The sequence below is a fragment of the Brevibacillus schisleri genome, from assembly GCF_055685845.1.
Window position 1 is genome coordinate 1,424,063 of record NZ_JBVNDM010000001.1, and the last position, 17,383, is coordinate 1,441,445.

Annotated in this window: 15 protein-coding genes; 13 read left to right on the forward strand and 2 right to left on the reverse strand. The window is 48.9% G+C overall.

Annotated features, from left to right (window positions below; translation table 11 throughout):
- Positions 1 to 32: 32 nt before the first annotated feature.
- The 4 genes from ACUUHJ_RS07300 (at position 33) to ACUUHJ_RS07315 (ending at position 6,013) form a co-directional block, all read left to right on the forward strand.
- The gene (locus ACUUHJ_RS07300) at positions 33 to 986 is read left to right on the forward strand and encodes an aminoglycoside phosphotransferase family protein (protein WP_472298556.1); all 954 of its coding nucleotides are present in this window, start codon (positions 33 to 35) and stop codon (positions 984 to 986) included.
- A gap of 145 nt (positions 987 to 1,131) precedes the next feature.
- Entirely contained in the window at positions 1,132 to 2,355 is a 1,224-nt protein-coding gene (locus ACUUHJ_RS07305; RefSeq protein WP_472298557.1) for a hydantoinase/carbamoylase family amidase, read from the forward strand.
- A 50-nt stretch (positions 2,356 to 2,405) separates the two neighbouring features.
- Entirely contained in the window at positions 2,406 to 3,593 is a 1,188-nt protein-coding gene (locus ACUUHJ_RS07310; protein WP_289676677.1) for a M20 family metallopeptidase, read from the forward strand.
- A gap of 353 nt (positions 3,594 to 3,946) precedes the next feature.
- Entirely contained in the window at positions 3,947 to 6,013 is a 2,067-nt protein-coding gene (locus ACUUHJ_RS07315) for an alkaline phosphatase family protein (RefSeq protein ID WP_472298558.1), read from the forward strand.
- A gap of 75 nt (positions 6,014 to 6,088) precedes the next feature.
- On the opposite strand, the gene ACUUHJ_RS07320 is transcribed toward ACUUHJ_RS07315, so the two are convergent.
- Positions 6,089 to 6,688 carry a MerR family transcriptional regulator gene (locus ACUUHJ_RS07320; RefSeq protein WP_472298559.1) on the reverse strand — a complete coding sequence of 200 codons (600 nt, stop codon included), beginning with the start codon at positions 6,686 to 6,688 and terminating at the stop codon, positions 6,089 to 6,091.
- 271 nt (positions 6,689 to 6,959) lie between these two features.
- On the opposite strand from ACUUHJ_RS07320, the gene ACUUHJ_RS07325 reads away from it, so the two are divergent.
- The 3 genes from ACUUHJ_RS07325 (at position 6,960) to ACUUHJ_RS07335 (ending at position 9,660) form a co-directional block, all read left to right on the forward strand.
- On the forward strand, positions 6,960 to 7,157 hold the full coding sequence (locus ACUUHJ_RS07325; RefSeq protein ID WP_048031656.1) for a hypothetical protein: 198 nt from the start codon (positions 6,960 to 6,962) through the stop codon (positions 7,155 to 7,157).
- Positions 7,158 to 7,290: 133 nt separating this feature from the next.
- Positions 7,291 to 7,986, forward strand: coding sequence for a metal-dependent hydrolase (locus ACUUHJ_RS07330; RefSeq protein ID WP_289676680.1), 696 nt, complete (start codon positions 7,291 to 7,293; stop codon positions 7,984 to 7,986).
- Positions 7,987 to 9,201: 1,215 nt separating this feature from the next.
- Entirely contained in the window at positions 9,202 to 9,660 is a 459-nt protein-coding gene (locus ACUUHJ_RS07335; protein WP_142495331.1) for a TspO/MBR family protein, read from the forward strand.
- 12 nt (positions 9,661 to 9,672) lie between these two features.
- Here the strand turns inward: ACUUHJ_RS07335 and ACUUHJ_RS07340 are convergent, their stop codons facing one another.
- On the reverse strand, positions 9,673 to 10,974 hold the full coding sequence (locus ACUUHJ_RS07340; protein WP_472298560.1) for an amidohydrolase: 1,302 nt from the start codon (positions 10,972 to 10,974) through the stop codon (positions 9,673 to 9,675).
- A gap of 218 nt (positions 10,975 to 11,192) precedes the next feature.
- Here ACUUHJ_RS07340 and ACUUHJ_RS07345 point away from each other — a divergent pair, with 218 nt between their 5' ends.
- The 6 genes from ACUUHJ_RS07345 to ACUUHJ_RS07370 all read left to right on the forward strand — a co-directional run bounded on the left by ACUUHJ_RS07345 (position 11,193) and on the right by ACUUHJ_RS07370 (position 17,273).
- Positions 11,193 to 12,050, forward strand: coding sequence for a MurR/RpiR family transcriptional regulator (locus tag ACUUHJ_RS07345; protein ID WP_472301154.1), 858 nt, complete (start codon positions 11,193 to 11,195; stop codon positions 12,048 to 12,050).
- A 17-nt stretch (positions 12,051 to 12,067) separates the two neighbouring features.
- Entirely contained in the window at positions 12,068 to 13,105 is a 1,038-nt protein-coding gene (locus ACUUHJ_RS07350) for a serine hydrolase domain-containing protein (protein ID WP_472298561.1), read from the forward strand.
- Between the two features lie 25 nt (positions 13,106 to 13,130).
- Complete coding sequence (locus ACUUHJ_RS07355) at positions 13,131 to 14,414, forward strand: ABC transporter substrate-binding protein (protein WP_472298562.1); 1,284 nt, start codon at positions 13,131 to 13,133, stop codon at positions 14,412 to 14,414.
- Positions 14,415 to 14,551: 137 nt separating this feature from the next.
- Positions 14,552 to 15,445 carry a carbohydrate ABC transporter permease gene (locus ACUUHJ_RS07360; protein ID WP_289676685.1) on the forward strand — a complete coding sequence of 298 codons (894 nt, stop codon included), beginning with the start codon at positions 14,552 to 14,554 and terminating at the stop codon, positions 15,443 to 15,445.
- A gap of 33 nt (positions 15,446 to 15,478) precedes the next feature.
- Positions 15,479 to 16,303 carry a carbohydrate ABC transporter permease gene (locus ACUUHJ_RS07365; protein WP_472298563.1) on the forward strand — a complete coding sequence of 275 codons (825 nt, stop codon included), beginning with the start codon at positions 15,479 to 15,481 and terminating at the stop codon, positions 16,301 to 16,303.
- Entirely contained in the window at positions 16,290 to 17,273 is a 984-nt protein-coding gene (locus ACUUHJ_RS07370) for an N-acetylglucosamine kinase (protein ID WP_289676687.1), read from the forward strand. The genes ACUUHJ_RS07365 and ACUUHJ_RS07370 overlap by 14 nt, the downstream gene beginning before the upstream one ends.
- Positions 17,274 to 17,383: the final 110 nt, after the last annotated feature.

Here is a 17,383-nt window from a genome sequence, read left to right on the forward strand (position 1 = left end):
CGTGTGAATATGGAGTTAGAAAGGAGTAGCTCATGGATCATTTCAAAACCATATTGCGACACCATTATGATATAGACGCTGCTGATGTTCTTCCTCAACAAGGAGGATGGTCAGCACTTGCTTATAAAGTCATCAGCGACCAGCATTCCTATTTCTTGAAGGTCTATGAAAAAAGCAGAGCATCAACGCCCAAGTGGACAGCGCTGATCGATAAGTACGTTCCCATTATCCAGTGGCTATCACGCCAGACCAGACTACAAGGCAAACTTCCAGTTCCACTACTGACAAGAAATGCAGCGTATAAACATGAAGACGACATGGGCATCTATCAACTGTTTGAATATATGGAGGGGAAAACCATCGGGAGCCAAGCATTAAGCACGATGCAAGTCAGCCAGCTAGCAGAAATCATCGCGCAGTTGCATTTGTACGGGGAAGAGATCCCGGTCAGTACGGCTGCGATCAAGGAAGACTTCCACATCCTATTCGCCGAGCAGTTTAGAGAAATGCTGAACGAAGATATCTATCGTCTGCCAGATGATGTGAGTGAAATTGTCAAACCTTTTGCCAGCATACTGGCTACGCGCTTGAATGATTTGGAGATGATTGCCGAGGAATTGCGAGGCAGTGAGGTGAAAATGAAGCTTTGCCATACGGACATTCACAACTGGAACCTAATGCAATCTGGTCAACAGCTCATTCTCATAGACTGGGAAGGATTGAAGCTGGCTCCAGTAGAAGCAGATCTGATGTTTTTGGTAGATCAGCCGTTTTTAGAGGAGTTTATGGCTACCTATCTGAAGACACATACAAATTATGTCGTCAATCGACAAGCGCTGGAATTCTATCAAATCCGGCGTAGGTTGGAAGATATATGTGAACTGCTAGAGCAGCTTTTGTTTGATGAGCAGGAGGAAGAGGATCGAGTAGGGACGATTAGGCATTTGAAAGGAGAATTGAGTAAGGTTGATAGGAGACGAACATGATCGACGTTACTTATTTGAAAAGATTATTCAGCGCTTCTTGTCGAGTTATGCCTCCTTTTCAAAATAGACAGACTATTATACAATTAAGGACATAACCGTTAATCAACCGTTATTGACTCTACATAGAAAGGGGGAGTGACTCGTCATGATCAATTCGGATCGATTGTGGGATCGATTGGGACAGCTTGGCAACATTGGGAAGCAAGAGGCGGGCGGCATTACGCGGTTGTCTTTTACGCCTGAGGAGCGGGCGGCAAAAGATCTCGTCACAGGCTTTATGAAGGAAGCGGGTCTCACCGTTCGCGAAGATGAGGTTGGGAATTTGATTGGCCGAAAAGAAGGGAAAAATCCAGCCGCTCCTGTCGTTTTGGTTGGCTCGCATATCGACTCCGTACCAAATGGCGGCGATTATGACGGTCCCCTTGGCGTACTGGCTGGGGTAGAAGTTTTACAGACGATGCAGGAACAGGGAATCGAAACAGAGCATCCGATCGAAGTCATCGCGTTCACGGATGAAGAAGGAACGCGTTTTGGTTATGGGATGATCGGCAGTCGTGGTATCGCTGGTCTGATCAAGCGTGACGAGCTGGAACAAGCAAACAAGAATGGGGTCACGATTGCCGAAGCAATGCGGCAAACGGGGCTTGATCCGGACCGCACCAGTCTCGCCGCGAGAACGCCTGGAAGTGTGAAAGCGTATGTGGAGCTACATATCGAGCAAGGCAAGGTACTGGAGAGCCGTGGGCTATCTGTTGGGATCGTGACAGGAGTGGCGGGCCCGCTCTGGTTGAATTTCGTGTTGGAGGGAGAAGCCGGTCATGCCGGGGCAACGCCGATGAATTTGCGCCGTGATCCGTTGGCAGCAGCCGCTCAAGTGATGCTTGTCATCGAGGAAGAAGCCGGACGGACAGGAACCAGTGTAGGGACGGTTGGAAGGCTGCAAGCTTTCCCGGGCGGGGTGAATGTTATTCCGGGACGAGTCGAGTTTTCGCTTGATTTGCGCGATGTGGACGAAGCGATCCGCGATGAAGTGGAACAGCGCATTTACGAACGAGCAGAAGCGATCTGTGCAAAGCGTAATGTGACGTTGAAGGTAGAGCTACTGCAACGCATAGCTCCTGCTGTATGCTCGGACGATATCCAGCATGCTGTAGCCGAAGCGTGTGAGGCAGAAGGCTTGGAAGCATTTAGACTGCCGAGTGGCGCAGGGCATGATTGCATGCAGCTCGTTGGGCTGTGCCCGGTTGGCATGATTTTCGCCAGGTCCAAGGATGGCATTAGCCACAACCCGGCAGAGTTCACGACAAAAGAGGATTGTGCGAACGGCGCACAAGTACTGTACCGCACCGTTTTATCCTTAGCAAAATAGGTATAAGAGATAGTAAGTGGGGGAGCCACGTAAATCAGGAGGAGAGCGGCATGACAGCAACGGCAGTGGTAACGCTTAATAAGGCGGTCGAAGAAATCAAGGATCAGGTAATCGCATGGAGACGGTATTTGCACGAAAACCCTGAATTATCTTTCCATGAAGAAAAAACAGCACAGTTTGTATACGAGACACTTCTTTCTTTTGGCAATCTGGAAATATCCAGACCGACGAAAAACAGTGTGATGGCCAGATTGATCGGTTCCCAGCCGGGGAAAGTCCTCGCCATGCGCGCCGACATGGACGCATTGCCGATTACGGAAGAGAATACGTTTGAATTCGTATCAAAAAATCCCGGCGTCATGCACGCATGCGGACACGACGGTCACACGTCCATGCTGCTCGGAACGGCAAAGCTACTGTCTGGGATGAAGGATCAGATCAAGGGAGAGGTTCGTTTCTTCTTTCAGCACGCGGAGGAAGTATACCCGGGCGGAGCGGAAGAAATGGTACAGGCAGGCGTCATGGACGGCGTAGACATGGTAATTGGTACGCATCTGTGGTCGACGATGGAGTTTGGGACAGTAGGTATCTGCCCAGGTCCGATGATGGCCGCTCCTGATACGTTCTGGATCACTGTTCTTGGAAAAGGCGGACATGCGGCGCTCCCACATGAAACGATCGACAGCATTGCGATTGCGGCACAAGTGGTGACCAATCTCCAGCACATCGTATCCCGCAATGCCGATCCGCTCGATAATCTGGTTCTCTCTGTCACGCAATTTGTGGGGGGAACGACACATAACGTCATTCCGGGAACGGTAGAGATTTGCGGGACAGTCCGCAGCTTTGACAAAAATTTGCGCGAGTCTGTTCCAGGACTCATGGAACGCGTGATCAAAGGCATTACAGAAGCACACGGCGCAGGGTATAAGTTCAAGTACGAATTTGGCTATCGCCCGGTTATCAACGATGCCGAAGTGACGAAATGGATGGAAGAGGTCGTAGAGGAATCTCTGGGAGCGGAATGGGTAGAGCATATGCGCCCAACCATGGGTGGCGAGGATTTCTCGGCCTTCCAGCAAAAAGCGCCAGGCTGCTTCTTCTACGTCGCTGCCGGAAACAAAGAAAAAGGCATCACATATCCGCACCATCATCCACGTTTTACAATCGACGAGGATGCGCTCGAAGTCGGCGTCAAAATGTTCGTCAACGCGGCAAGAAAAATCGTGATGGAATAGGCAGAATGAAAAATGGCGTAAACTAATCCAAAAGTAAGGCAGCTTGTCAATGCGGCAAGCTGCTTTTTTACGTTTCTCTCTAATCTGGGACTCAGGTTGTGGTACGGAATGTGTATTTAGTTGTGTTTAAGGTTGTATAGTTGTGTATTTAACTTGGAATTCATTGTTTTTTCTTTTGGTTTTAATAAACCCTCAACAATGCAGCTATAAAATGAATGCAAACAGACCTGGATTCTTTCTCAGTGATAGGAATCGGGGCAGAAAAGGGAGGCTTGATCATTATGTAAACAAGTGATGAAGCAAATCAAGACGATGAAAAGAAAATGAATTGAGATCCGAGGAGGAGAGACACCATGAAAAAAATCCTGAACCCAAAAGGAATTGCTGCGCTTTTAACAGCTACAACTCTCGTTACCGGTGGAGTCATCGTACAAGCGCCATTTCTGAATTCGTCAGTTTATGCCGCAGCAAAGGAGGCGAAAGAACTCTCATCTGAAAAGCAACTCTATCGTTTCCTGTTTGAAAATAGCATAGAGGATAGCTCAGAATCTCACCATCCTGTGCAAGTGTCCGGAACACCAACGTTCGTGGAAGGACGTGTAGGATTGGGGAAATCCATTCATTTCCAGTCGACCTCAAAAGACAATGCAACCTGGATAGATTTAGGTGAAAATGACGAGATGAAGTTTGGGGAAACACAAGATTTCACTATTGCCTTCTGGGTGAAATCTCCTGGCGTTGATGCTGATCCTGGCATTATCTCCAATAAAAACTGGTCAAGCGGTGGTAACGTGGGTTGGTTCATCGGACTGCAAGGGTCTACGTTAAAGTGGAATTGGCGCACATCCGACAGCTCCCGTCTCGATGCAACGATTCCAAACATTGCGGATAATGCATGGCACTATGTCGTCGTTTCTCATGATCGGGATGAACTGGCAACGATCTACGTCGACGGTAAAGTAGCAAAAACAATCGATATCAGCCAATCCAAGGGAACAATCGACACTAGCTTTACTACCAAGATTGGAGTAGATGGCGCTGGAAACCATTTTGGAAATCGCTATGACGTGCAGTTGGACCAGTTGCAGATTCTGAGTCGCACCGTTACAGATAAAGAAGTAGCTGATAGTTACGCAAGTGCTCCGAAAATTCCAGTGAAGAGCCTTTCATTGGATCAGAAGGAGTTCAAATTGAAGGCTGGAGCAACGATGCCTGTTACAGTTGTGATCTCTCCGAAAGAAGCGTCCGTTCAGGATGTCAAATGGAGTTCCAACAACAAAGAGGTCGCGAAGGTCGAAATGATCAATGGACGCCCAACTGTTGTAGCAGGCAAGCCAGGCAAAGCAAAAATCACGGTGAAAACTGTCGGTGGAGGCAAAACAGCGAAAGCGGAAGTAACCGTTACGAATTCGATTGACGTATCGGGAGACGGTCTCTTAACCGAGGAGGATCTGAACGTCATCTTGGACAACCAGAAAAGCCGTATCGGTGACCGGCGTTGGGAAAAAGCGCAACACGCGGATATTAACAATGACAAGAAAGTGGACAAAGCCGATGTGGAGATGATGAAAGAAAAGCTGGCTCCTTATGAGAACGATTTCCTTTACAGACGTGTCGTAGTTATCGGCATCGATGGTGCAGGGAATGCAGTCAAAGATCCGGAAGCAAAAGCGACGAATATCTTGAAACTGATCGAAGAAGGTGCTGGAACATTTGAAGCCAAAGCAGAGCTGCCCACGATCAGTGCGCAAAACTGGGGATCTATCCTGCACGGCGTCACTCCTGACAAGCATCAATTGACTAACGATAGCGTAGCGGCTACTCCTTATCCGGAGAAAAGCGAGTTTCCTTCCTATTTGAAGCTGTTGAAACAAGAGCGTCCTAAACTCCAACAAGCTTCCTTCGCTACATGGGGCCCGATCAATATCGGTATCATTGAAGATTCAGCAGGTTCTTACAAGCAAAATAGCAAGTCGGATGAAGAGACTGCGAAAAAAGTAGTCGATTATATCAAAAAAGAGGGTGAAAATACTCGTAACATTTTCGTTCATTTAGATGAAGTGGACGGTGCTGGCCACAATCAAGGCTATTTCACACCGGCATTTTATAAAAAGCTCCAAAAAGCAGATGAGTATGTAGGGAATATCCTCGAGGCACTGGAAGAGGAAGGATTGATGGAGGATAGCCTGATTATCGTTGCGACTGACCACGGTGGGAAAGGAACAGGGCATGGGGGTTCTTCACCGGGAGAACAGACGATTTTCTGGGCGGCAAAAGGTGGCTCCATCACGCCAGGTACAGAGCTCTCAGAGGTAGGAAACATAGACACTGCCGCCGTAGTAGCCCATGCGCTTCGCTTGGAATTGCCTGCAAATTGGGACGCTAAAATACCAGAAGGGTTGTTTCAAGACAACGAGTAAAAAGACCAGTTATTCCTTATTCCACCATGGTGTAATAGGGGATAACTTTTTTCTTTCTAGCTAGTGACAACGAAACTAGTACAGACGAATCAGCTTTTGCCAAAAGGAAGTTTTTCTACTCGCGTCTTTGATCTTTGCCAACTCGATTTTGGCATCCATAATGTCATTCATCGCCTTGGTCAAGCGGCGATCTCGTTCCTTCAGATTGTTGGTAATATAGGCTTCCTGCTTTTCTACACGCGCTAACAGCGCTAAGTAGGCGGCGTCTTGTTGCTGGACATGGGAAGCCAAGGCATGCAGCTTTTCATCCAGCTCTTCGAGGACAGCAGTATGCTCCAAAGCCGGATGTGAGGAAACAGGGGCAGAGGGGAATGCAACCGCAACGGCCGTTTCCTTTCGGGCGGGTTCAGGTGAGCTTTGCGTAGCAACCATTCGGGCAGCTTCATCTTGCGGAATGAGCTGATCCTTTGTTAAGCTATAAAACCGCTGAAGACACGTAATATCTGCCTGTCGATACTCCCGACGATTCTGGCTATCCCGCAAAAACCAGTAGCCGTGCTGTTCTAAGAGCATGCTCCACTTGCGCAAGGTGCTGGCCCCAATACCTAACAGTCCTGCCACATCTCTGCCACTGTATGTTCTTTCCCGTGCCAACAACTCGATAACCTCTCCCATGGAAATCCCTCCTCTGGCGTAAGTCCGCTCATCTCTTGCTATACCGTTTCTGTACGTGAAAAAGGTTTTCCTTTTGGAATCGTGCGACAAAATCTCACAGTGTTCGTAAGCAGCGTGCTGGTTTGGCGTCAATTTGTCACCAGTCGACAAAGTTGTTTGGCAAAAAGGACAAATGACGGACGGGTACAAGTACATTTTCTCTTTGACTCCGCTTTTGCTCAATAGGGCTATGCCAAATGTTCATAGGATGCATGAGAAGGAGGGATTAACCATGGCATTCAAAGACCAAGTAAAAAAATTTGAAGGCAGAAATGTTAGGGTTGCCACTGTAGACGGTACTTTTTTCGGTCGTCTGGTACAAGTAAAATCGACCACCATTATTTTGGAAGAGCGAAATGGTAATCGCCGCACCATTATTCGTGATTCGAAAATTGTTGCTGTTACAGAGCATGACGGCGACGATTGCTAAGTTGTGATTGTAGAAAAGTAGGATTTGTTTCTCAGGCTGTCGAGTGATCGACGGCCTTTCCTATTCTTTACACCCTGCGGCATGGTAACATAAAAGGGAGTGAAAAAACGTTGCGAATAGAGGGGGTACCACTATGTTGGATATTCGATTTCACGGGCATTCGGCCGTGCAGGTAACAAGTGAAGGGCATTCGATCATGATCGATCCATTTATTTCAGGAAGCTCAGTGGCAGCAACCAAGCTGGAAGACATCTCGGTTCAGTACATCCTTCTGACACATGGACACCAAGATCATATTTTGGATGCAGTAGAATTGGCCAAGAAAAACGATGCGACAATCGTTGCAACCCATGAGCTTGCTACCTATTTAAGCTGGCAGGGAGCCAAGACCATCTCGATGAATCTGGGAGGCTCTGTAAAACTTCCATTTGGAAAAGTGAAAATGACCCAAGCGTTCCACAGCTCTGGTGTCGTGCTGGATGATGAGAAACAAATCGTGTACATGGGAATGCCAGGAGGCTTTGTGATCGAGCTGGGAGGAAAAACGATCTATCACGCAGGGGATACAGGACTGTTCGGTGATATGAAACTGATCGGAGAGCGTCATAACATCGATTTGGCGTTCCTGCCAATTGGAGACGTGTTCACAATGGGACCTGAGGATGCACTCGTGGCTGCCGAGTGGGTACAAGCCGATTTTGTTGTGCCCATTCATTACGATACATTCCCGCCGATCAAACAGGATGGGGAAGCATTCGTGGCTGAGCTGGCCGAGAAAGACATCAGAGGCAAGGCTTTGAAGCCAGGGGAGACATTGCGTCTGCCATAACTCGCTCTAGATACATAGAACCGCTAATCTACTTAGGATGAGATTAGCGGTTTTTTTATGGAGTTCTTTTGTATGTGGCTGCGGTGGGGAGAAGAATATTTCCAGTCTAGGCTCAGTGCTCCGTCCCGCTGAGGGTTGGGACTGTCCGCTCCGAAGGGATTTGCGGGGAAACGCAAAAGTGGTAGCCGCTACGTCGTACGGGCACGGTTGCGTTTCTTTTGCCCGCAAATCCCTTCTCCGCTGGGTAGGACTCCACAAGTCGCTACGTCTGGAAATATTCTTCTCTAGCGTGGCTGACCACGTTCTTCCATCTTTTAAAGCTTTTAAGACCCGGTTTAAGCACGAAAAGCTCGTAGAGGAAACAGGAGAAAAAAGCGAAGATCTTAGGGACACCGCCCGAGGTGCAATGAAAAAAAGAGAAACAAGCCCTTAGCGTCCACCTCTGAGACGCTCCCAGAATGGACAACTTTGGACGCGGGTTTCGCTTTTTTTCATGAAGCCGGACAGTCAATCCCACAGCGGGTGGCCCTAGAATCTGAGCGTTTTCTCCTGTTTCCTCCTAGCACTACAGCAACAAATAGAGGTTCCTATTAACTAGCTGCAGTGGGGAGAAGAATATTTCCAGACTAGGCTCCAGGCTCCGTCCCGTTGGGGGTTGGGACTGTCCGCTCCGAAGGGATTTGCGGGGAAACGCAAAAGTGGTAGCCGCTACGTCGTATGGGCACGGTTGCGTTTCTTTTGCCCGCAAATCCCTTCTCCGCTCGGTAGGACTCCACAAGTCGCTACGTCTGGAAATATTCTTCTCTAGCGTTACAGATGAGATTCTGCAATCTTTTAAGGCATTTAAGACCGATCTAACAGGGAAAGCTCGTAGAGGAAACAGGAGAAAAAAGCGAAGATCTTAGGGACACTGCCCGAGGTGCAATGAAAAAAAGAGAAACAAGCCCTTAGCGTCCACCTCTGAGACGCTCCCAGAATGGACAACTTTGGACGCGGGTTTCGCTTTTTTTCATGGAGCCGGACAGTCAATCCCCCAGCGGGTGGACCTAGAATCTGAGCGTTTTCTCCTGTTTCCTCCCCACCACCACAGCACGAACCGAGATTTTTTATCCCAAAAAGAAATCTCTGAAACTAGCATGAAAAGAGCAGGACCACTCATAGATATAGAAGAGTAAAGAAGAGAAAGAAGAGAAAGAAGAAAGGGTGACTACCTGGATGAGATTGGTGCACAATAGTCTTCTATTTCTTGCGGGAGTGGTCCTCTATTCACTAGGTGGTATCGCTTTTCCAGACGGTGGGGCCTGGTATGATTCCCTCGCCAAGCCCGATGGAACACCGCCAATCTACTTGTTTCGCATCATCTGGCTCATATTATATGCACTCATAGCATGGTCGTTTGTGATTTTGATTCGAACAAAGCAGATAGACCGCGAGCTTTTGCTCCTCTATGGGATTAATTGGTTTTTTCATCAACTGTTTTTCGTGTTGTTTATCGGTTATCAATTGCTCGTGTTGGCTGCGCTGGATACCATTCTAGTGATGTATTCCACATGGGTACTCATTCGCGCCATTCGCCCCCACCACAAAATCGCATCCTCGCTACTCATTCCCTATTTCATGTGGAGCGTGTTTTTTATGTGTCTAGCAATTGGCTTCTGCCTACTCAACCTGTGAGTACAAAAGTAATTACAGGCCCTCGACGAGTCGGCTGGCTCGGGCTGTCGCTTCTCGCTTTATTTCCTCCCAATGAAGGGTTTGGAATTGGCGCTGATGCATCAAAATTTCTCCGTTCACAATGGTTGTATCCACATCGGCTCCCGTTGCGCTGTATGCAAGCAGGGCATGGATGTCATGGACAGGCAACAGGTGAGGTATATCCAGATCGACCAGGATGAGATCAGCTCGCTTCCCGGCTTCCAGGGTTCCGACCTCGTGATCGATCGCAAGCAGCTTCGCACTTTCGATGGTAGCCATTCGCAAGGCCGCTTCGGCAGGCAGTACAGTCGGATCGCCGTGCTTGAGCTTTTGCATCCAAGTCGCGGCTTTGATCTCCGCAAACATATCGAGGGTCGTAGCACTGCCGGCACCGTCAGTTCCCATCCCGACGGTGACCCCGGCCTCGATCAGCTCTCTGACAGGGGCGATGCCGCAGCCGAGCTTCAAATTGCTGACAGGATTATGTGCGACACCGCCTCTCATCCCGGAAAGAAGCGCGATATCGGATTCATTCAGATGAACAGCATGCGCGAGCAAGACGTGCGTATCGTGAAACATGCCCAGTTCATGCAAATACTCCGTAGGCGTTTGATCGTACTTGGCCCGGATTTTCTCTCCTTCCTCAATCGTTTCAGCCAGATGGATGTGGAGAGGGATTTGGCGCTTGCGGGCAAGCTCGATGACTCCTTGCAAAGGCTCCGGCGGACACGTATAAGGAGCGTGCGGACCGAGCGGACCGAGCATCGTCGTGATTCTGCCATCGCCAGCCCCCGTCCAGTTGTCGATAAGGTCTAAGGCTTCGGTCATTCGGCGTCCTCCATCATCCTCAAGAAAGACCATTCCACGTGTTAAAGAAGCGCGTATCCCGGAATCAAGTACGGCTTGGGCAACTGCATCCATATGCACATACATATCGGCAAAAGCGGTCGTGCCAGAAGCGATCATTTCTGCAATCCCCAGTGTCGTTCCCCAGTAGACATCTTCTCTTGTCATCCGGGCTTCAGCCGGGAGCATCTTTTTGTCCAACCAATCCATCAGCTTGAGGTCATCGGAAAAAGCACGCAGCAAGGACATACTGGCATGGTTGTGAGCGTTGATGAGACCGGGCATCGCAACCCTATTTTTAGCCAGTATGACACGGTCTGCCTCCTCTTCAAGGGATGGGCCAATTTTGGCGATTCGCCCATCCACAATCCAAATATCCCCGAGAAATGGCTTCTCTCCCTCAACCATCGTCAATATCATGCAGTCTTTAATCAGTAACGTTTTCATGGGAAAATCCTCCTTTTTCTTCCTGGTAGCGATGCAAGCGTAAAGCTTGACGCCGCGAGAAAGTCAAGGAGGGAATTTTTGGAAAAGAGAGAACAAATTCAGAAGCGTTGTGCTGAGCTTCGTGATTTTGAAATATTGTTTATTAGATAACAATTGACGAGAGAAATAATGCTACATAAAATGTAGATAAGATTTGGGGGAAGAAAGTGATGTCACATATGTTAAATGGAGGGCTTGTCGGCCTACAAGCAATCTTGGATCAATTAAAGCCTTCGGAGCGAAAAGTCGCCGATTATATCCTGGCTCACCCGGAAGATGTCGTGAAGCTCTCTGTCCAAAAATTGGCGGAATATAGTGGGGTATCCGAGGCGACGATCATCCGTTTGGCTCGTTCTCTTAATATGAAGGGGTATCAGGAGCTAAAACTGCGCGTCGCAGGAGATTTGACGAAACAGACGGCGATGGGCAGCTATCAGGAGATCATGATGGAGGGTTCAGTTGAATCGATTATGCAAGCGGTTAGCTGGAACAATATTCAATCCATTCAGGATACGCTCTCAGTCTTGTCCAACGAAGAAGTAAAGAAAGCAGTCGACGTGCTGTCGGTAGCCAGGAAGATCGATGTTTACGGTGTCGGTGCATCGGCGGTCATCGCTGACGATATCCGGCAAAAATTTTCGCGGATTAACTTGTGGTGTGAGGCTTATTCGGATTTTCACGCACAATTGACGTCGGCAGTCACTTTAACGGAAAAAGACGTGGTCATCGGCATATCTTATTCAGGACAGACCGAAGACATTATTCAATCGTTGACGGAGGCCAAGCAGCAGGGAGCGACCATTATTACCCTGACCAAATTTGGTCCCTCGCCTGTAGCCGAACTAGCCAACATTCGGTTGTTCACCAGCTCGGTAGAAAAAAGCATTCGTAGCGGAGCCATGGCTTCGCGCATTGCCCAATTGAACGTCATCGATATTTTGTTTATTACCATGATCAGCAGGATGCAAGAGCGAGTCATTCCCCTGTTGGAAAAATCAAGGCTTGCTGTTAGTCGAACGAAACGCTCCTCGACGTAGGAGAAGGGAGGGTAGACATGGACGACCTGGAGCTGCTTTTGCAAGGATGGGTGGACAGCGGTTTGCTACCGGGAGCTGCCTTGCGAATCGTGCGTGATCGTCGTATCTGGTATGCGTGTGATGTCGGAACGACGAGTATTGCCAAAGACAAGCCAGTGACGCCGAACACCATGTTTGACCTGGCGTCGCTCACGAAAGTGACTGCGACGCTACCTGCTATCCTCTTGCTCATGCAGGAGGGAGTGGTAGCGCTGGATGATCAGATTGGTCAATTTTTCCCCGATTGTCCCGCTGACAAAAAGCGGATCACACTCGAACAGCTGCTTGCGCATACCTCAGGAATGCCGGCAGATTTGGCAGTGAGAAGGCGCGATAGCGAGATCCATTTGCCAGAACTGTTGTATGAGCAAGAATTGATTCACGCGCCTGGGGCCCAGGTCGTTTACAGTGATTTGGGCATGATCTGGTTGGGCCTCGTTATTGAGCAAGTAACAGGAGAGCGTTTAGACCAGTTTGTTACCCGGCGCATCTTCACCCCATTGGGCATGACACATACTGTTTTCTGTCCGAACGAACAGATTTATCGGAATATTGCGTCTACTGAATATTGTAGCCTCACCAACGCCTACATCACAGGAGAGGTTCATGATGAGAAAGCATTTACGATGGGAGGGGTTGCAGGACATGCTGGACTGTTCTCAACAGCTGACGATCTGTGCCGATACGCGATGAGCTGGTTGTACCAAGATCCTCGAATACTTGCTGGCGAATGGTACGAACTGGCGATTCGCAATCATACAGAGCAAGCAGGGGGGAGTAGAGGGTATGGCTGGGAGCTCAATCAAGCATCCACCACCTTGAGCTGTGGAAGCGGCTTGCATCGTAGGAGCTTTGGGCATACGGGCTTTACTGGAACCAGTATGTGGATTGACCCAGAGCAGCAGTTTGCTGTCATTTTTCTCACTAACGCCGTTCATCTAGGCCGCAATCATCAGCTTCGGCAATTACGACCGATTTTGCACGATGCTGTTACGGCCCAGCTTTTGCAGACCTAAGGGAAGAAAAAGGGGAGGGTTTCGCATGAAGCAATTTCGTTTTCGCTATGTAGCTTCTCTGGTGTTGACTGCGGTTATGGTGGTGACAGGATGTAGCAGTGGAGGAACCGAAACAGAGTCAGTCGGCGGACAAGGTAGAGGACAGCAGGTAACACTCTCCATGCACAGTTGGCGAGTAGAAGACACGGAGGGCTACAAAGCCATCATCAAAGCTTTTGAGGCAGACCATCCGAATATCAAGATCGAATTCAAACCATTCAAAGCAACGGAGTACAATACCATCCTCAACACGGCGCTCCAAAGCGACAGTGGCCCAGATATTTTGCAGCTGCGTCCCTATGCTCCGGGGATTGCCTTGGCTGAAGCTGGACATCTGGAGCCTCTCGACAATGTGCCAGGCATATCTACCATACCAAAAGACGTCCTCGCAGCGGCCACAGGTAAAGATGGTAAAGTCTACGGTGTCCCACTATCCCTGAACTCCACGCAATTTTACTACAACAAGAAGATCTTCGAGCAAAATGGCCTCCAGGCACCGAAAAGCTGGGATGAGCTGATTGCGACAGCCAAAACATTAAAAGAGAAAGGAATCGTCCCGATCTCTTTCGGAGCAAAGGAAGGCTGGCTCCTCTCTCTCAGTCATGGTGTAATTGCTCCAGCTAGCTATAGCGGTACGGACTATCTCGACAAGCTACTAAAAGGAGAAAGTGACTTAAAAAGCGCCGAGTTCCTCCAATCCGTGCAGCGTATGCAAGAACTTATCCCTTATTTCCCGGAAAATTATGTGGGTCTCGAATTGAATGATATGCGGACGTTGTTTGCCACGGAAAAAGCAGCGATGTTCATCAATGGTAGCTTTGAACTGGAAGGCATCAAGAAGCTCAACCCTGATTTGCCGCTTGATTTCTTCCCGATGCCAACCGATGACGGAAAACAAGTTCTGACAACCTGGGTCGATGGCTCCTATGCTGTAAATGCCAAGTCCACACACAAAGTAGAGGCATTGAAGTTCATGGAATTCATGGCGACGAAAAAGTTTGGGGAGCTATTCGCCAATCAGTTCAAACGAATTAGCGCGGTGCCAGGTGTATCGACTGACGATCCATTGGTAAACAAGATGGCAGAGCTGTCCCAATCAAGCGCTACACCCTATTTGATGGTCGTCAGCTTCGCGGAAGGAAAACCGACCACGAAGCAAACATTGGAAAACGCCCTCCAAGGCATGTATTTAGGCAAGCTCACCCCTCAGCAGGTCGTAGAAGAAGTACAAAAGTCAGCTGCTACCTGGTTCCCTCCCTTTAAAAAGTAGAAAATAGCAGACAGAAAGGGGGAGTGGACCTGAGATGGGTTCACTCCCGGCTTCTGAACAGGCCGCGATGATTTTCGTAAAAAGGGGTGGGTATCATCGAGACAGTAAACCGAAAAAGCATTCGAACAAAGGGGCAGGTGCGCTGGTTGATTCACTTGTTTCCGTTGCCCGCGCTTGTTATTTATACGTTGTTTGTCGTGTACCCGATCTTCTCGGCATTCTTATACAGCCTGTACGACTGGAATGGCATCAAGCGCGGGGTTTTTGTCGGACTGCAAAATTTCATTACGCTGTTTACGGTAGAGCCTTTCAACGAAATGTTCTGGAATGCTTTTCGGCATAACGTCTTCTACTTTGTGGTCGAAATGATTGTGCAAAATGGGATTGCCTTCGGTCTGGCTTTTCTCATCTATCGCAAAATACGAGGTTCCGGCTTTCTCAAGATTGCTTATTTCATGCCAAGGCTGTTGTCTGTTATTGTAATTGGTTTTTTATGGAAGCTAGTATTGAATCCGAATTATGGGGCACTCAATACGTTTTTGGCAAAAATTGGTTTAGGGGAGTGGGCCAGACCATGGCTGGGGGACCCAGATACAGCGCTTCTTGCGATTATTTTGATTAACTGCTGGTTTGGCATAGGCTTTGCCATGCTGATCTTTTTGGCGGGGCTTCAGTCGATTCCTGAGGATTTGATCGAGGCGGCGAGATTGGATGGGGCAACAGGCTTGCGGATGCTGTGGAAAATGATTTTGCCGCTGTGCATGCCAGCCATTACGATTATGACGATATTTACGTTCATTCAGGCGTTTGAAGCGTTCGAGCTCGTCTACGCTATGCAAGGCTCGATGGGTGAGCCGTTTTATTCGACGGATACGCTAGCTGTTTACTTTTATCGCATGGCGTTTAGCAGCGGAGCTGGGGATGTCACACTTGGACTCGGTTCGGCATTGGCTGTCGTGTTGTTTTTCATCGTCGGATCTGTGTCGGCGTTGTCGCTCTATTTGATGAGGAAACGAGAGGTCCAACACTAATTGCGTGTTCCTGAGTGGAAAGGAGGATGCGATGTGAAGATGACTGTGGGTGGGAGAGCTGTATCTTATGTGCTGGCGTATTTATTTGCGCTACTCGCGCTATATCCGATCGTACTGATGATTTCTTCTTCCTTAAAAACGAATAGGGAGATATTCGCGAGTCCGCTCTCCCTTCCGAAGACGTTTAGTTTGGATACGTACAAAAAGCTGTGGGAAGCCGTGCCGTTTGCCGACTTTTTATGGAACAGTGTATTCGTCAGTGCTCTGTCTGTCTTGCTCATTACGGTTTTTTCAGCGATGGCGGCCTTTTACTTGTCGCGTTTTTCCTTTACATGGACAGCGGGGCTCTACTTCTTTTTCATTATTGGTTTGATGATTCCGATCAAGCTGGGGATCGTTCCTTTGTTTTTGCTGATGAAAAATCTCGGCCTCTTGAATTCTCTGTGGTCGCTGATTCTGATTTATACGGCGAGTGGGATTCCGATCTCTGTTTTTATTTTGACGGGCTTCTTTCGGACGTTGCCGATTGAGCTGGAGGAAGCGGCGCGGATCGATGGATGTAGCCATTTTCAGGTGTTTTGGCGCGTACTCTTGCCGCTGATTCGTCCGGCCTTGGCTACGGTGGTCATAATTAATTTCATCCATGCGTGGAACGACTTTTTCTTCCCGTTGATTTTCATTCAGGAGGAAGCGCTCAAGACGATCCCGGTAGGCATGATGGTGCTGTTTGGAGAATATGAAACGGATTGGAGCCTGTTGTTTGCAGGGCTCACGTTGTCTGCTTTACCGATGATCGTCGTGTTTTTGCTGGCATCGAGGCAGTTTATGGAGGGGTTGACGGCAGGTGCAGTCAAGTAATGGGGAAAAGTGGTTTATCGGGATTGATGGGGGCGGAAGCAAAACCAGAGCAGCCATCTGCAATGAGGCAGGACAGGTGGGGGCAATCGTGGTGGGGGAATCATCAAACCCGCTCTCCAGAAGCTGGGGGGATGTGGAAGCTACACTACGTCAACTCATGGATGCTGTGAGAATAAAGGCAGGTGCCAAGGAAGAGGAAGTAGCCGGTCTGTTTATTGGGCTTGGCGGTGCAGATCGTCCGCAGATCAAGGAAAGAATTCAGTATGCCTTTACCAATGAGTGGGGAGAACGGCTATTGATTGATAACGATGTCATCGCTGCTCTTTACGCAGGGACGTGGGGGCAGCCGGGCATCGTACTCCTTGCTGGTACGGGCTCAATTGCCTGTGCCTTTTCAAAAGAGGGGGCGCGGCACCGTGTAGGCGGATGGGGGTATCTGGTAGGAGATGAGGGCAGCGGGTTTGATTTGGGCAAAAAAGCGGCAAGCGCTGTATTGCGCGAATACGATGGGCGCGGTGAATCGACAATGCTGACACAACTGTTTATGGACCACTATGGCGTTGAGCGTCCTGATGAACTGATCAGCCTGATATACGGGGGAAGCAATCCGCGAATGGAGCTGGCAAAAACGAGTCAGCTCGTAGAACAAGCCGCGACACTAGGCGATCCGGTGGCGAATACACTGATCATGCAAGCAGTGGAGGATTTACTAGAATTGGCCGATGCTTGCTTAAAAAAGGTTCAGGAGCCTGTACCAGTCGTTTTAGCGGGAGGATTGTTAACGTCCAGCACAATCCTTCGCGAACAACTGATTGGGAGAGCTTCGTTTCAAACGATCATTCCCACCGTACCACCTGTCGTCGGAGCGCTGGTAGCGGCTTTCACAAAGCTGGGCTTCGTTGTTGGCGAAAAAATGGCAGAGCAACTACGAGTCAGTGCAGAGGTACTGGAAGAGAAATCACACAATTAAATTTTCCGAGGGATGGAAACAACAGAACGAATAGGGTAAAATTGGGTGAGAATAGGATTTGAGAACGTTGTAGGCTATTTCCGTAATTTGGAGTAGCCGTTTTCTCGTCC

Coding starts and splice junctions, on each gene's coding strand:
- ACUUHJ_RS07310 (WP_289676677.1), top strand. CDS start 2,406: ATGACAGCAACGGCAGTGGTAACGCTTAATAAGGCGGTCGAAGAAATC.
- ACUUHJ_RS07305 (WP_472298557.1), top strand. CDS start 1,132: ATGATCAATTCGGATCGATTGTGGGATCGATTGGGACAGCTTGGCAAC.
- ACUUHJ_RS07320 (WP_472298559.1), bottom strand. CDS start 6,688: ATGGGAGAGGTTATCGAGTTGTTGGCACGGGAAAGAACATACAGTGGC.
- ACUUHJ_RS07335 (WP_142495331.1), top strand. CDS start 9,202: ATGAGATTGGTGCACAATAGTCTTCTATTTCTTGCGGGAGTGGTCCTC.
- ACUUHJ_RS07340 (WP_472298560.1), bottom strand. CDS start 10,974: ATGAAAACGTTACTGATTAAAGACTGCATGATATTGACGATGGTTGAG.
- ACUUHJ_RS07345 (WP_472301154.1), top strand. CDS start 11,193: ATGTTAAATGGAGGGCTTGTCGGCCTACAAGCAATCTTGGATCAATTA.
- ACUUHJ_RS07355 (WP_472298562.1), top strand. CDS start 13,131: ATGAAGCAATTTCGTTTTCGCTATGTAGCTTCTCTGGTGTTGACTGCG.
- ACUUHJ_RS07315 (WP_472298558.1), top strand. CDS start 3,947: ATGAAAAAAATCCTGAACCCAAAAGGAATTGCTGCGCTTTTAACAGCT.
- ACUUHJ_RS07325 (WP_048031656.1), top strand. CDS start 6,960: ATGGCATTCAAAGACCAAGTAAAAAAATTTGAAGGCAGAAATGTTAGG.
- ACUUHJ_RS07350 (WP_472298561.1), top strand. CDS start 12,068: ATGGACGACCTGGAGCTGCTTTTGCAAGGATGGGTGGACAGCGGTTTG.
- ACUUHJ_RS07300 (WP_472298556.1), top strand. CDS start 33: ATGGATCATTTCAAAACCATATTGCGACACCATTATGATATAGACGCT.
- ACUUHJ_RS07330 (WP_289676680.1), top strand. CDS start 7,291: ATGTTGGATATTCGATTTCACGGGCATTCGGCCGTGCAGGTAACAAGT.